The organism is Leifsonia sp. 10L418, from assembly GCF_056395445.1.
In genome coordinates this window covers 39,911-54,291 of sequence record NZ_JBFTJN010000010.1, presented here as the reverse complement: position 1 = coordinate 54,291, position 14,381 = coordinate 39,911, and the positions used below count along the sequence as shown (strand labels likewise).

The 14,381-nt window shown below is 65.0% G+C and carries 15 protein-coding genes; 11 read left to right on the top strand and 4 right to left on the bottom strand.

All coding sequences use genetic code 11. The features are described 5' to 3' along the window. Positions 1-15 precede the first annotated feature (15 nt). Genes AC1DCF_RS17460 through AC1DCF_RS17440 form a run of 5 tightly spaced genes read left to right on the top strand, consistent with a single transcriptional unit; the run spans position 16 to position 4,993 of the window. Entirely contained in the window at positions 16-1,326 is a 1,311-nt protein-coding gene (locus AC1DCF_RS17460; RefSeq protein WP_477212086.1) for an ABC transporter substrate-binding protein, read from the top strand. A 42-nt stretch (positions 1,327-1,368) separates the two neighbouring features. Beyond that, positions 1,369-2,445, top strand: a complete 1,077-nt coding sequence (locus AC1DCF_RS17455; RefSeq protein ID WP_477212085.1) for a carbohydrate ABC transporter permease — start codon at positions 1,369-1,371, stop codon at positions 2,443-2,445. After that, positions 2,442-3,272, top strand: coding sequence for a carbohydrate ABC transporter permease (locus AC1DCF_RS17450; RefSeq protein WP_441792026.1), 831 nt, complete (start codon positions 2,442-2,444; stop codon positions 3,270-3,272). Before AC1DCF_RS17455 ends, AC1DCF_RS17450 begins: the two co-directional genes overlap by 4 nt. Continuing rightward, the gene (locus AC1DCF_RS17445) at positions 3,262-4,587 is read left to right on the top strand and encodes an amidohydrolase family protein (RefSeq protein WP_477212084.1); all 1,326 of its coding nucleotides are present in this window, start codon (positions 3,262-3,264) and stop codon (positions 4,585-4,587) included. Before AC1DCF_RS17450 ends, AC1DCF_RS17445 begins: the two co-directional genes overlap by 11 nt. Positions 4,588-4,591: 4 nt before the next feature. Beyond that, the gene (locus AC1DCF_RS17440; protein WP_477212083.1) at positions 4,592-4,993 is read left to right on the top strand and encodes a hypothetical protein; all 402 of its coding nucleotides are present in this window, start codon (positions 4,592-4,594) and stop codon (positions 4,991-4,993) included. Positions 4,994-5,052: 59 nt separating this feature from the next. On the opposite strand, the gene AC1DCF_RS17435 is transcribed toward AC1DCF_RS17440, so the two are convergent. Next, complete coding sequence (locus AC1DCF_RS17435; protein WP_441792029.1) at positions 5,053-5,460, bottom strand: hypothetical protein; 408 nt, start codon at positions 5,458-5,460, stop codon at positions 5,053-5,055. 221 nt (positions 5,461-5,681) lie between these two features. Here AC1DCF_RS17435 and AC1DCF_RS17430 point away from each other — a divergent pair, with 221 nt between their 5' ends. Together AC1DCF_RS17430 and AC1DCF_RS17425 are read left to right on the top strand one after the other, a co-directional pair. After that, positions 5,682-6,737, top strand: a complete 1,056-nt coding sequence (locus tag AC1DCF_RS17430; protein WP_477212082.1) for an ATP-binding cassette domain-containing protein — start codon at positions 5,682-5,684, stop codon at positions 6,735-6,737. Then, a complete protein-coding gene (locus tag AC1DCF_RS17425) occupies positions 6,734-7,600 on the top strand; it encodes an ABC transporter permease (protein ID WP_477212081.1) in 867 nt (288 codons plus the stop codon). The genes AC1DCF_RS17430 and AC1DCF_RS17425 overlap by 4 nt, the downstream gene beginning before the upstream one ends. 137 nt (positions 7,601-7,737) lie before the next feature. Here the strand turns inward: AC1DCF_RS17425 and AC1DCF_RS17420 are convergent, their stop codons facing one another. Then, positions 7,738-8,535 carry a LysR substrate-binding domain-containing protein gene (locus AC1DCF_RS17420; RefSeq protein ID WP_477212080.1) on the bottom strand — a complete coding sequence of 266 codons (798 nt, stop codon included), beginning with the start codon at positions 8,533-8,535 and terminating at the stop codon, positions 7,738-7,740. Positions 8,536-8,621: 86 nt separating this feature from the next. Between AC1DCF_RS17420 and AC1DCF_RS17415 the strand changes: the two genes are divergently transcribed. Next, on the top strand, positions 8,622-9,059 hold the full coding sequence (locus AC1DCF_RS17415; RefSeq protein WP_477212079.1) for a DUF5997 family protein: 438 nt from the start codon (positions 8,622-8,624) through the stop codon (positions 9,057-9,059). A gap of 110 nt (positions 9,060-9,169) precedes the next feature. Here the strand turns inward: AC1DCF_RS17415 and AC1DCF_RS17410 are convergent, their stop codons facing one another. Next, a complete protein-coding gene (locus AC1DCF_RS17410) occupies positions 9,170-9,823 on the bottom strand; it encodes an alpha/beta hydrolase (protein ID WP_477212078.1) in 654 nt (217 codons plus the stop codon). A gap of 150 nt (positions 9,824-9,973) precedes the next feature. Between AC1DCF_RS17410 and AC1DCF_RS17405 the strand changes: the two genes are divergently transcribed. Then, positions 9,974-10,555, top strand: a complete 582-nt coding sequence (locus AC1DCF_RS17405; RefSeq protein ID WP_441792035.1) for an NUDIX hydrolase family protein — start codon at positions 9,974-9,976, stop codon at positions 10,553-10,555. Between the two features lie 117 nt (positions 10,556-10,672). Here AC1DCF_RS17405 and AC1DCF_RS17400 read toward each other — a convergent pair whose 3' ends face one another. After that, positions 10,673-12,133: a carboxylesterase/lipase family protein gene (locus tag AC1DCF_RS17400; protein WP_477212077.1), complete on the bottom strand. Its 1,461-nt coding sequence runs from the start codon at positions 12,131-12,133 to the stop codon at positions 10,673-10,675. A gap of 185 nt (positions 12,134-12,318) precedes the next feature. On the opposite strand from AC1DCF_RS17400, the gene AC1DCF_RS17395 reads away from it, so the two are divergent. Continuing rightward, positions 12,319-12,939 carry a TetR/AcrR family transcriptional regulator gene (locus tag AC1DCF_RS17395; protein ID WP_477212076.1) on the top strand — a complete coding sequence of 207 codons (621 nt, stop codon included), beginning with the start codon at positions 12,319-12,321 and terminating at the stop codon, positions 12,937-12,939. 111 nt (positions 12,940-13,050) lie between these two features. After that, entirely contained in the window at positions 13,051-14,325 is a 1,275-nt protein-coding gene (locus tag AC1DCF_RS17390) for an MFS transporter (protein WP_477212075.1), read from the top strand. The last annotated feature ends 56 nt before the right edge of the window (positions 14,326-14,381 follow it).

The following is a 14,381-nucleotide window of genomic DNA, read 5'->3' as shown; positions in this document are numbered from 1 at the left end:
GAGGACACAGCACACATGTTCGGTTCGAAACTTCGAAAGCGTGGCGTTGCAGCAGCCGCTGCGATCGCGCTGTCCGGCCTGCTCCTGACCGCATGTTCCAGCGGTTCGGCAGCACCCAAAGAACTCACCCCCGGCACTGTTCCCGACGCCAAGACCACGCTCACAGTGTGGTCGTTCCTGCCCGGCAACTACGACAAGGGCGTTGAAGCCTACGACGCCATCGCCGAGGGCTTCAACAAGAAGTACCCGCAGGTCACGGTCAAGGTCGTCGACATGCCCTACCCGACCTACTTCGACCAGGTGCGCAACGCCACCGTCGCCCAGAAAGGCCCCGACGTCATCACGATGTACGGCGGCGCGCAGGCGATGAGCTACAAGAACGGCCTGTTCCCGCTGCAGAACGCCATGGAACCCGACGTCAAAGAGAACCTGAAGTTCGTCGCCGACAACTTCTCAAAAGACGGCAACCTCTACATCCTGCCGACCGGAACCTACGGCTACGCGATGATGGTCGACCAGGCGAAGTTCGCTGAAGCCGGCGTCGACCCCGTTGCCGGAATGAAGGACTGGGACAGCCTGCTCGACACCTGCAAGACCCTGAGCGCGAAGGGGATCCAGCCAATCGCATCCGGTTGGAAAGACGGCTTCCTGTTCGAGACGTTCATGTACATGATCTCGAGCCAGATGATGGACACCGAAACGCTGAACCAGTGGATCGCCGGCAAAATCCCGCTGGACGACCCCATGTTCGCCGACGCGACGAGCTACATCACCGGCATGAACGACGCCGGCTGCTTCGGCGATGATGCGGCGCTCGGCCGCAACATGTACGACGACGCATTCAACCAGTACTACGCCGGCGAAGCCGCGATGATGGTGACCGGCTCGCTGAACACCGCGCAGCAGGCCTACGACACGATCCCCACCACCACGGTGATGGCGCTGCCGCAGGTTCCGTCGTCGCAGCACGAAGCACTGATCGACGCCGGTGCTGAAGCCGGCTGGTCGGTGACCAAGTGGACCAAGAGCCCCGAAGCATCCGTCGCCTTCGTCAACTACATGGCGGGCCCGGAAGCTCAGAAGATCCTCTGGGACAAGGCCGGCGTGCCGCCGAACCTGAAGAACGTGCAGGTTGAGCCGACGAGCCCGATGCAGCAGGCATTCTTCCCGCTGCTCGCGAACCCGGAGAACCACACCGGCTTCGCCGCCTTCCCGCTGCCCGTTCTCGCCACCTTTGAACGCAATGCAGCGCCCCTGATGGGCGGCACCATGACCGAGGACAAGTTCCTCGAGCAGGCGCAGGCTGCCTTCGTCAAGGCCAAGTAACCGCCGCGACATCGATAACGACTGACAGCAACAGGAACAGCCATGACACCTGTCCCACTCTCTGGAGGCACGCCCCGGCGGCCGCGGCGGTCGAGCACTTCGCTCGACCGCTCGCGGGTCATGGGCAGCGGACTCTTCCTGCTGCTGCCGGTCGTCATCCTCGAGGTCGCACTCTTCTTCGTGCCGCTCGTCTACATCTTCTTTCGGTCGACGTATGACTGGCAGCCCGGCGGAGAGTCGACCTTCATCGGGATCGACAACTACACGGCACTCTTCGCCGACCCCGAGTTCTGGGAAGTCGTCGGCAACCAACTGTTCTACCTGCTCGGCCTGCCGCTCTGGGTGATCTCCCCGCTGATCGTGGCGTACCTCCTGCGGGAGAACGTGGCCAAGGCCGGCCTCTTCCGGTCGATCTACTTTCTTCCCGCGGTCATGTCGCCGGCGATCGTCGGCCTCGTCTTCCGTTCGCTGCTGTCCGGCGACGGCCCGGTCAACTCCTTCCTGAACAACATCGGCCTCGGCGAATTCGCGCTGCCGTGGCTGACGGATGCCGCGCTGGTCAAGCCCGTGATCATCGTCCTGGTGCTCTGGGCCGGGTTCGGCACCGGCGTGCTCATCTTCTCGTCGGCGTTCGCCGCAGTGCCGCAGAGTCAATTCGAGGCCGCGCGCCTCGACGGTGCCGGGTTCTGGCGTGAGTTCTGGTACATCGCGATTCCGAACATCCGCTCGACCATCGTGCTCTGGACGATGTTTCAGGTCATCTCGATCTTCTTGTTCATGTTCGCCTGGATCTACGTGCTCACCGGCGGCGGCCCCGGCCTCGCCAGTACGACGATGGACTACGCGATCTACCAGAACTTCATGCGCTTCGGCTACTTCGGAACCGCCGCCGCGCAATCGGTGGTGCTCGTCGTGATGATTCTGGTGGTCGCGAGCTTGACTGTCGTGATCCCCGCGCTGGTGAAGTTCGTCACCGGTCGGCTGCACCCCGGCGCCCGGGCCAGCGTCGGAGCGACGGCCATCGTCAGCGAGACGGACATCGCTGTGACGCCCCAGCCGGTGCTCGTGGCTGATCGCACCGCCGAGCTCGCAGATATCGCGGCAGGAGACGCCTCATGACGACAATTGCCACCGAACGCAAGGTAAAGACCGGCATCGCGGTGCTCATCGCGATTCCCTTCATCATTCCGTTCTTGTTTCTCGTCTCGACCACGGTGCGGAGCCCCGCCGACTACGCCGCCAACCCCGGCGGATTGCCCCGCTCGTTCACCCTCGACAACCTCGTGAACGCGTGGAACGACGCCAATCTCGGGATGGCTCTGCTCGCGACGCTGTTCGTGTCGGTCATCGCGTGCCTGGTCTGCGCGTCGACCGCGCTGGCCGGTGCCTACTGGTTCCGGATCCATGAGGGGCGCTACATCGGAATGATGCGGGCCGTCTTGGTTGCCGGCTACGCGATCCCGATGATCGCCTGGCTGATCCCGGTCTTCGTGATCCTGGCGAACGGCAATATGACGGGCAATCTGTTGGTCGCCGGAATCGTCAACGGCGTGTCAAGCCTGCCGTTCGCGCTCTACCTGGTGCACACCTTCTATAAGCAGGTGCTCACCGCCGAAATTCTCGAAGCCGTCACCCTCGACGGGGCTGGCACCCTCAAGGCGTTCTGGCACGTCGCGATTCCGATGTCGCTGCCCGCCCTCGCATCCGTTGTCGCCCTCGTTTTCGTCTGGAGCTTCGGCGACCTGCTCATCTCAGCAACGCTGCTGCAGTCCGATCCCGCCGTTTACACGGTGACCCTTGCCGCTACTTCGCTCTCCACGCGAGAAGAAGTCAATTTGCAGGGGCAGGCCGCGGCGGCCCTTGTCGCGCTCCTGCCGACAATCATTGTGTTCCTTTTCGCCCAGAAGTCTCTGGCGAAGGGTTTCGGAGGCGGAAGTGAAAAGTAAGGTTTTTGCGGCGGACTGGGTACTTCCCATTTCGGCGCAGCCGATTCGAAACGGCGCGGTCGTCATTGGCAATGATCGGGTGCTGTGGCTCGGTGCTGCAGTCGATCTGCCGGCTGAATTTGCCGACAGCCCCACTGAGACACGTTCCGGTGTGCTCATGCCCGGGCTGGTCAACGCGCACACGCACCTGCAGTACACGCATTTCGACGAGGTCGGTCGCGGCAGTTACACCAGCTTCGAAGACTGGTCGGATGCCTTCGGTCTGGTCTACGACGAGGTCACCGACCCGTCGGACTGGCGTGCCGCCGCGCTCGACGGTGCCCGCCAAGGCATCGCGACGGGCACCACGGTGTTCGCCGAAATCGTCACCAACGACGAGGCACGCGGCTCGCTCGACGCGTGCCAGGTCACCGGAATCGAATACCTCGAAGCGATCGGCGAGTTCGGGAACTCTTGGCGCGACGGAGGACGCGACACCTTCCTGGCGCGGTTGGAACAGACATCCGCTGTTCCGTTCGGGGTGTCGCCGCACGCTCCCTACAGCCTCGATGGCGCCGTGATCTCCGACCTGATGCAGATCGCGGCGGAGCGCAACCTGCGGGTGCACTCGCACGTCGGTGAGTCGGCCGTCGAAGCCGACCTGTACCGTTCCGGCGTCAACACCGTTCTGACCGCCTACGGCGACCTGCGCGACGAGTTCGAACTGGTGCGCAAGGGCGGCGTTGGCCACACCACTGCCGAGTACGCCGACTCGATCGGGCTGCTCGTTCCGACCACGCACCTCGCCCACGCCATCTATCTCGACCGGGCCGAGCGCGATCTGCTGCGTGCGCGCGGCACCCAGGTTGCCCTCTGCCCGCGCTCGAACAAGGTCATCGGTCTCGACGCCCCACCGGTTGCGGCGTACCTGGCCGAGGGCCACGAGATCGCCGTCGGCACCGACTCGCTCGCGTCGTCGCCGTCGATGGATCTGATGGCGGATGTCGCGCTGCTGGCCATCTTGGCGCGCGAGCAGGGCTACACCGACGACGACCTCTACGAGCGCCTGGTGCGGGCGGTCACCCTCGGCGGCGCGCTGGCGATGGGAGTTGCCGACAGCCTGGGCTACGGGTCGCTGACCGTTGGCGGGCCGGCCGATCTCGCCGTGTTCGAGGTTCACGTGCAGGGCGACGACGTGGAACGTGCCGTGGTGGAGCAGGCCGCAGGACGCTGCACGCTCACCGTCTCGGCCGGACGAATCGTTCACGACTCGTCGTTGGCCCCGGCTGTGTTGAAGTCCACTGACGCGAAGCTGGCAGCCCATTCGTTAGCATGAGGGTGTGAACACCGCCTTCGACTACCTCGGAAACCTCGCTGAGCTTTTCAGCTGGATCGGGCTGGGCCTCGGAGTGGTGTTCTTGGTGTTGTGGCTCATTGTGCGCTCGGTCAGCGGTCGGTGGATCGAAACCGATGCGGAGGTCGTCAACGACTCCGGCGCCGTCTGCCTGCGCTGGATGTCGCGCGACGGCTTGCACGAGCAGCGGCTCAGTGCCGCCGACCACGACCAGCTTCATCAGGCCGACCGCGTGCGGCTGTTCTACAGTCAGCACGCGCCCGATCGCATCCGTTTTGACCGGATCGGGCACGGTGAGAACACCCTGCGGCTGCTGACCGGGCTGCTGCTGGGACTGGGCGCGGTGGCGTTCGTCGCCTCGATGGTGCTGCTGATCGTCGAGGCCTAGCCGCCCTCAGGCGGCCCCGCCCGCGTTGTTCGGCCTCTGTCGGTCTCTGCCGGCCTCGCTCAGATCGGGAGGTTGGTGGAGGAGTTTCGTGCTTTCTGCACGCCCTTCTTGAGCATGATCATCGGCAGGAAGAAGGTGGCCAGAGCGGTCACCAGCCAGACGATGAGGGTAGCGAGAATCCAGGTCTGCCAGCCGGAGATGTGCAGCCCGCCGGTGAACAGGGTGGCGAGCAGCAGCGCGACAAATGTCGACAGCAGGCCGACGCCGCCGAGGAATGCGGGGGCATTCCGGGCGGTCACCTTCATGATGAACGGCGAGAGCACGTTCTGGGCCAGGGCGAACACGACGATCGTGATGATGAATCCGCTGACCGAGAGCACCACGTCCGGCAGCAGCCAGCTCGCGACCAGAAGGCCGAGCGTGGCGGAGAGCAGAAAGATCAGGGTTCGAAGCAGAAGGCGCACCATGTGCCGATGTTAACGTATGGCCAGCGGGCGGGCGGGGACCCGGGCGGGGAGTCGTTTCGACCGTTGCCTCCCGAGTGACGATTCGTTAAACTTGGTTTTTGCCGCGTCGCCCAGCCCCACGGGGAGCGCGTCGCTGACATGCACCCCGGCATCCGAATCGCGCACAACACAGGCGAGCCGGCGATCACTCATCGATAAGCACCTCTGGCAGGAGCTCACTCATGACAATCATCGAGGCGACAGGCCTCACCAAGACCTACCGCTCGAAGAGCGGCCCCGTTCATGCTCTCGCGGGACTCGACCTTTCGGTGCCACGCGGCACGGTGAAGGCATTGCTCGGCCCGAACGGTGCCGGCAAGACGACAGTAGTCAAAGTGCTGACCACTTTGATCAGGCCGGATGCCGGCACCGCGTTCGTCGACGGAATCGACGTCGCGCAGAACCCGAAGGCCGTGCGCCGCATCATCGGAGTCTCCGGCCAATACGCGGCGGTCGATGAAAACCTGACCGGCCTCGAGAACCTGGAGATGGTCGGCCGGCTCTACCACCTGCGCTGGGCGGTGGCCAAGCGCCGGGCCCACGAGCTCATCGACCTCTTCGATCTGACCGCCGCCGGAAACCGACCCGTCAAGGGCTTCTCCGGCGGGATGCGTCGCCGCATCGACCTTGCCGGCGCGCTTGTGATCAATCCCAAGGTGCTTTTTCTCGACGAACCCACGACCGGACTCGACCCACGCAGCCGCCTCGCCATGTGGGACGTCATCACGAAACTTGTCGCCGGGGGCACCAGCGTGCTGCTGACCACTCAATACCTGGAAGAGGCAGACCAGCTGGCCGACAGCATCTCGGTGATCGACGACGGCGTCGTCATCGCCGAGGGCACCTCCGATCAGCTCAAGGCGCAGATCGGCGGGCATCGGGTGGTCGTGGCTCTCGTTGACGCCGCCGACGGTGAGGAAGCGCGCGAGATCCTCGCACGCTACGGCTCCGGCGAGGCGGTGCTGTCCGCCGACGGGCGCGGGGTCGAAGTGGCCGTGAACGATGGGCCCGGTGCCTTGCAAGCCGTGCTCGGCGACCTGGGCGAGGCGGGCATCCTGTTGCACGATGCCGGGATGCGCCGACCGACACTCGACGACGTGTTCCTGAAACTGACCGGGCACGCGGCGGAGCAGGAGGCAGAGTCGCCCGATGACGCCCCGGATGCGGACGGCACCACCAAGAAAGGGCGGAAAGCCCAGAAAGACGCACGCGACACAAACCTGGAGTCGGTGCGATGAGCGGGGCAACGACAAGCGCGACGACGCAGTTGCCCACGCCGACGCAGCTGGACAATCCGAACACGAACCCACTCGCGCTCTGGTATTCCGACGGCTGGACGGTCACCAAGCGCAATCTGATCAAGATTAAGCGCTCGCCCGACATGATCGTCTTCGCGGTCATCCAGCCGATCATGTTCGTGTTGCTGTTCAGCCAGGTCTACGGCGGCGCAATTCAGGTGCAGGGCACCGACTACACCCAGTTTCTGATGGCCGGCATCTTCGCGCAGACGGTCGTCTTCGGTTCGACCTTCTCGGGCAGCGCAATGGCCCAAGACCTGAAATCCGGAATCATCGACCGGTTTCGCAGTCTGCCGATGAGCTCCTCGTCGGTGCTGATCGGCCGCACGAACAGCGACCTCGCCTTGAACACCATTTCGATGGCAATCATGATGCTGACCGGTGTCGTCGTCGGCTGGCGGGTGAACTCGTCATTCCTCGACTTTCTCGCCGGAGTCGCCCTGCTGCTGCTGTTCAGCTACGCGTTCAGCTGGGTGATGGCGTTGCTCGGCATGAGTGTGCGCAGCCCGGAGGTCATCAACAATGCCTCGTTCCTCATCCTCTTCCCGCTGACGTTCATCTCCAACGCCTTCGTGCCCCTGGAGACGCTGCCGGAGCCGCTCCGCACCTTCGCCGAGCTGAACCCGGTGTCGTCGCTGGTGCAAGCGGCACGTGAACTCTTCGGTAACACGGGCTCGGCACCGGTTCCGGATGTCTGGACGCTGCAACATGCAACACTCACCGTGCTGATCGGCGTGGTGGTCATGCTCGTCGTGTTCGTGCCGCTCTGCATCAAGAAGTTCGCGTCGATCAGCTCCCGCTGAGCTGCGGCCTCCATCTCGGTGGTTGAGGAGCACGCGACGGAGGAGCGCGCGTCTCGAAACCGTGTGAGCCACTCTCGAGACGCGGTCACCGGGTCTCGACAGGCTCGATCAGCGGGTGCGCCTGACCAACGAGAGAGCTAGCTGCGCCGCTTCTTCTTGGGAGCGCCCGAGGTGCGGATGCGCCCGCTGATCACTCCGGGCTTCTTCTTGGCCTGGGCCGGCTTCTTGCGCGCGGCCTCTTCGCGAGCGATCTTGGCCGCGGCTTTGGCCTTCGCCGTCGCTTTTTCCTTCTTCACCGGTTCGCCGCGCACGACGACCGTCGCGCTGCGGGAGCTGGCGGCGCTCCGGCCGCGCACGATCCCGATGAACTCTTCAACGTTTTCGGTCTTCGCGTCGACAGGCCAAGCGAGCGCGATCTGCGTCTCGGCAACGCCTTCGACGGCCCGGGAGACGACATCCTTGCGGCTGTGCAGACGGGCGAGGGAGTGGGGGAGGATGGCGATTCCCACGCCGGCGGCGATCTGTTCCATCACCTCGTCGAGGTCGCGCATGATCGGCAGCGCACGGCGACTGCCGTCGCTCACCTCGGTGGCGATGTCTCGCCATTCGGGCACCGTGTCGGGGTCCTGAAGCAGGTGATCGTCGGCCAGAAGGTCGAGCGATACCGTGCCGTTCTCGGCGATGGCGGCGATCGCATGATCTTTCGCCGCGACGACGACGGCGATTTCGGAGTACAGCGTGATCGCGCCGAGACCCTCACGGTCGATCGGCAAACGCACCAGGCTGACGTCGGCGCGGCCGTCATGGAGCACCTCGATCTGCTCGCCCGGATCGGTGCGAAACACCTCAAGCTCGCGGTCGGGAAAACGTTCGGCCCAGATGCGCGTCCACTTGGTGGGCGTGACGCCGGCGACGAAGGCGATTGAAAAGGTCACCGGCATCCTCTCTTCTTGGTGCGGTTCGGTGTGCGAGGCAGGCATTCAACCAGTTTCGCGGTGCTCCCAGGCTATACGCTTGGACTATGACGTCCGAAAAGAAGCCCCAGACCATGAAGTCCGCCACGGCGGCACAGAAACTCGGGATTCTGCTCGAGGCCGCACCCGAAGAGTTCCAGACCGCTGAAATCACTCGCACCGAGCTGGCCGAGTTCACCGCGAACCCGCCCGCGTGGTTGACCACGCTGCGTGCGGATGGCCCCCACCCGCGTCAGGTCGTCGCTGCGAAGCTCGGCGTGTCGATCTCGGGTCTCGCCCGTGCCGGCGTCGACGCGCCGCTGACCACGGTTGAGATCAAAGAACTGCTGCAGGCTCCCCCCGCGTGGCTCATCACCGAGCGTGCGACCCAGGCCGAGGTGCGTGCCGAGCAGATCCGCGTGAAAGACGCGAAGGTCGAGAAGGCCGCCAAGAAAGAGCGCGCCGACCGCGGAGCCGCTCAGCGCGCTGCGCACCGGAGCGCGTAGCCTTCACCGCTTTCCTGTCGCCGAGTTTGAGACTTGCGGTCGAGTTTGCCTGGTAGAACAGGGCAACTCGACCGCAACGCTCAAGCTCGGCGCAGTGCGTTGACGGCCGGCTACCGCGCGTACTGCTCGCGCAGAAACGCCGAGACATCGGCGAGCTCGGCCTGCGAGATCGAGTGCGGCATCCCTTCGTAGATGCGTTCAGTGCTCCTCGTGTGATTCGCGAGCCAGAGGGCGGTGCGGTCGACCGCGTCGGCCGGAATGACCGGGTCGATCGTGCCGCGGCCCCAGAACACCGGCGGGCGTACGGTACGGAGCTCGGCGTCGCCGGCTGACCCGCCGTCGGCCACGAATCCGGAGAGCTGCACAGCGAACGCGAACCGCTCGGGAGCGTGACGCAGCAGCTGCAGCGTCATGGCGCCGCCCTGAGAGAAGCCGAGCAGACCAACGGACGTCGGCTGTTCCGGCAACGCGTCGAGCCAGGCGAGCACGGCCACCGTCGCCGCATCGACGGCCGACGGATCGGGCCGGCCAGGCTGATTCGAGATCGGAAACCACGCCGCTCCATCGCCGACCGGCAGCGGCGCACGGAGAGACGCGATCACCGGCTGCAGCGGCAGGTAGGGCGAGAGCGAGAAGAGGTCGCCCTCATGCGACCCATAGCCGTGCAGGACGATGAGCAGCGGGCGTCCGACCCGATCTGCTGCGTTCGCTGACCAGAGCACGGCATCCGCGTCGATGCTCAGGATGTTGTCACTGTCGGGCATCTCACACCTCACGTTGGGGAGTCGAGGCGAAGAACCCCGACAGCCTCAATCCTTTCATTCTCTGCCTCCCGTCAGCGCCGCCCGGCGAATCGGCGGCGCGCAGACGAGCGCGCGAACTCAGTTGCCAGCCTGCGGGTGCAGAATAAGCAGATGAGCGTGCGCACCCCCGACCCCGACTGGACCCCGGGCCCCGACGACAGTCCGCTGCCGTCGACGAATCCCGGCTGGCTGAGCGACATCGAGCTGGCCGAGGTGCGCGGGCGGCTGCCGCTGCTCTATGTGGAGGCTGTGCCGGTGCGGGTCGATGGACTCGGCCAGGTCGTCGAAGTCGGCGTGCTCCTGCGCGCGACGCCGACCGGCGAGATGACCAGGATGCTGGTGTCCGGCCGGGTGATGTACGGCGAGACGCTGCGCGAAGCCCTGTTTCGGCACCTCGAGAAAGATCTCGGGCCGATGGCGTTCCCCCAGCTTCCGGCCAGCCCGCTGCCGTTCACCGTGGCCGAATACTTTCCGATGCCCGGTGTCTCGGCCTTCACCGACGAACGCCAGCATGCAGTGTCGCTGGCCTTCGTGGTACCGGTCACCGGCACCTGTGAACCGCGGCAGGATGCCCTCGAGCTGACCTGGATGACCCCGCAGGAAGCGGCAACCGATGCGGTGTCCGCTGAGATGGAAGGTGGCCGCGGCGCGCTGCTGCGTACCGCGCTGGCCACGCTCGGCTGCTTGCGCTGATCCGCCGGCGCGTCCGGTCGTGAGCCCGGTCGTGCGCATGGTTCGCCCCGCACACGACAACGGCGCCCGGCTCAGAGCCGGGCGCCGTTCCAGGAGGGGTGCTTGTCGAAAAGTGGATTAGGCGACGAGTGCCCGCACCGCGGCGGTCCCGTTCGACTCGGTCTTCGACTGCAGGTCGAACACGCGCACCGCGTGGCCTTCGGTGTAGCGCGGCCAGCCCGGGTCGCCGCTCTCGACGAACGACACGGCGTCGCCGTGGATTTCGTCGGCGAGTGACTGGGGCGGGTTGTCGCCGGCAATGACGGCAACGCGGTCAAGGCTCAGGCAGTCGAAGAAGAACGGCACGTCGAGGCAGTGCCCGGCGAAGCCGCTCACCGGGGATCGCCAGGCGAAGCGGTAGAGCCAGGTCGGGGCAGTCCCACGCGCGTCGGCGACGTTCATCGCGGCCACGAGGAACATTTTGTCGGTGACGTACCGACCGAGCACAGCGGCCGTGCCCTTCACATCGCGGTTCGCGGCGCGGTAGGCCGAGCGTGCGCGTCCGCGCAGGCCAAGCTTGCCGAGCAGGAAGTTCGCAGGGATCCACTTGAGCTTGTCTTTGGCCTCGGCGAAGATCATCGAGAACTCGTCGTCGGTGGTGCCGAGCACGAGGGGCTTGTCTCCGCCCACGCCGCTGCGGATCGCCTCAATGGTCGACACCGGGATGAGCTCTCCGTCGATGACCGGTCCGAGCTTGAGGCCGTCGTTGATCATCCCGTTGAGCATGTCCATGGGGTTGCCGCCGGCGAGGCCGCCCTCCATGCCCGTCACCTTGTTCTGCACCTTCATGAGGCGCTCCTCAGAGAGAGTGCTGAGCCCAGCGCGCGTGGGTGCGACACCGGCTTCGGCGGCCAGGCTACGCCCGAGCTGTTCGGCAGCTTCGAGGGTGAGTGCGCCGAGCGCGCCGGAGATTGAGTACGCGCTGTGGAACAGGGGCTGTGCCGCCGGCATCCCGAGCAGGGTGAACACGGCGCCGCCGCCGGCCGACTGGCCGACGATGGTGACCCGCGACGGGTCGCCGCCGAAGTTCGCGATGTTGTCGCGCACCCACTCGAGGGCCAGAAGCCAGTCGCGCACACCACGGTTGTGCGGGGCGTCTTCGATCCAGCCGAAGCCGTCAAAGCCGAGGCGATAGGAGACGGACACCGTGACGACACCATCACGGTTGAAGGAGGCGCCGTCGTACCACGGGCTGGCGGGGGATCCGGAGAAGTAGCCGCCGCCGTGGATGTAGACGAGAACGGGAAGACCGCCGGTGCCGCTAGGGGCCGGGGTGAAGACGTTGACGTTGAGCGTTGATTCGCCCTCGACTGACGGCTCGGGGATCAGAGTGATTTCGCCGTTGCCGCGCTGCGGAGTGGCCCCGTGCTCCAGCGCATCTCGGACTCCCTCCCACGGCTTGTGCGGCACCGGTGCAGCGAAGCGCAGGTCGCCGATCGGCGGTTCTGCAAACGGAATTCCCAGGAAGGCGGCGGATTCTCCCCGCCAGAATCCGCGCACGCGGCCGGCGGTGGTCTGTGCTTCGATGAAGTCTGTCATGCCCTAATCCTTGTCGATGGTGAGGCTGTGGCCGGGAGAAAAGCGGCGAACTCCAGGATCGGATGTGTGGCATCCCGGCTCATCGAAATGATGGCATGCATGTGCGCCTCCTCCCTGAGGGTTCCAAAACCGTACCTCATTCTGTTTTCGACTGCAAGAGGCTTGCGTCTGGCTAAGCTTGCTCCATGAAAGCTCGAGGTTCGTATGCGAAGGGTGTCGCCAAACGCGACGAGATACTGCAGACCGCTCTGGCTGTGATCGCCCAGAACGGATACCGCAAGACATCCATTCGGGATCTCGCCGCCGCGGTCGGCCTGTCACAGACCGGACTGCTCCACTATTTCGGCACCAAAGAAGAGCTGTTCGCCGCAGTGCTCCGCAAGCGCGACGAGATCGACGGCGGTGGCTTCCTGGTGATCGACGACGCCAACGAGGTGAGCTTTCCGGATCGCGATGAGTCCGACTTGGGCGACGTCATCGAGGTCATTTCCCGGGTCGTCAAGCACAATGCCGAAGTGCCGGGGCTGGTGCAGCTCTATGCACAGTTCTCCACCGAGGCCGCAGAATCGGGGCACCCGGCGCAGGCCTATTTCCAGAAGCGCTACGAGGCTTTCCGGAGCGCCGTCGCCGGGGCGATCCGCGCGAAGCAGGAGGCCAAGGAATTACCGGCCTCGCTCGACGCCGATCTCAGTGCGACCCTGCTGGCGGCGGCGATCGACGGCCTGCAGACCCAGTGGATGCTGGACGATTCGATCGACATGGTCGCCAACGTTCAATACCTCTGGGAGCGTCTCACCGCGGCGTAGTTGGAAGCAGAGCGTCGCTTGATTTCGAAAACCGAGCGTCGCTTGATTTTGAAAACCGAGCGTTGTACTGTGTTCGGAGCCGCTCATCGGTGAGCGCTCCGAGAGGAACCCATGACAACGACGTCCCTAGACGCAACACAGACCACCGACGGTCTGGAAGAACCACAGCCGCTGGTCAAGGGCACCATCCGGCGCTTGCTCGGCTGGATCATCCCGACCAACATCAGTATCTTCATCATCTGGGGCGCCGTCCCCGGCATCCTGTTGCCCCTGCAGGTCTCGGCGATCGACCCGGTAAACAAGGTCGCCAACCTGACAATCGTCATGACGGTCAGCGCGTTCGCAGCGATGCTTGCCCAGCCGATCGCCGGCCTCCTGTCCGACCGCACGCGCTCCCGCTTCGGCCGACGAGCCCAGTGGATGGTCGGTGGCGTGTTCATCGGCGGCCTGGCGCTGATCGGCATGGCCATGGCCAACAGCCTCGTGCAGATCGCCATCGCCTGGGTGATCGTGCAGGTCGCTTACAACTTCACGCAGGGACCGCTCAGCGCCGTCCTACCCGACCGGGTGCCGCGTGCCGCTCGCGGCACCTTCTCGGCAATGGCCGGGCTGGGCTCGATGCTCGGTGCGATCGGCGGCCAGATCGTCGGCTCGATGTTCGCCAAAGACATCCCCGCCGGTTACATGTTCTTCGCCGGCCTTGCGCTCGTCGTGATCACCCTGTTCGTCGTCTTCAACCCCGACCACTCGAGTGTCGACTACGAGCGCGAGCCGTTCTCGCTCAAGGTCTTCCTCGGAACCTTCTGGGTGAGCCCCAAGAAGCACCCCGACTTCTTCTGGGCGTTCACCGGGCGCCTGCTGCTCTACACGGGCTACTTTGCCGTCACCGGCTACCAGCTTTACATTCTCGCGGACTACATCGGTCTCGGTGAGGCCGGCGCGGCCGCGGCCATCCCGATCTTCGGACTGGTCAACCTTGCCGGAATCATTATTTCGACCGTCGTCTCCGGACCGCTCTCCGACAAGCTCGGACGCCGCAAAATCTTCGTCTTCGTCTCCTCGGTCGTCGTCGGCCTTGCACTGCTCGTCCCGCTCTTCATGCCCACTTTCCAGGGCTGGCTCATCTTCTCGATCATCGCCGGTCTCGGTTTCGGTTGCTTCTCCGCCGTGGACCAGGCGCTGATGAGCGAGGTGCTGCCCTCGAAGAACTCCTTCGCCAAGGACCTCGGCGTCGTGAACATCGCGGCGACGCTCCCGCAGACTCTCGCCCCGGGCGTCGCCGGCTCAGTCATCCTCGCCTTCGGCTACAGCGCCTTGTTCCCGATCGGCATCATCCTCTCGATCCTCGGCGCGTTCGCGGTCTGGTTCATCAAGGCCGTGAAGTAGCAATTCCCTTTCTGTCGCATGAACCGGCGTATCGTCGGCACACACGACTTCTCTGC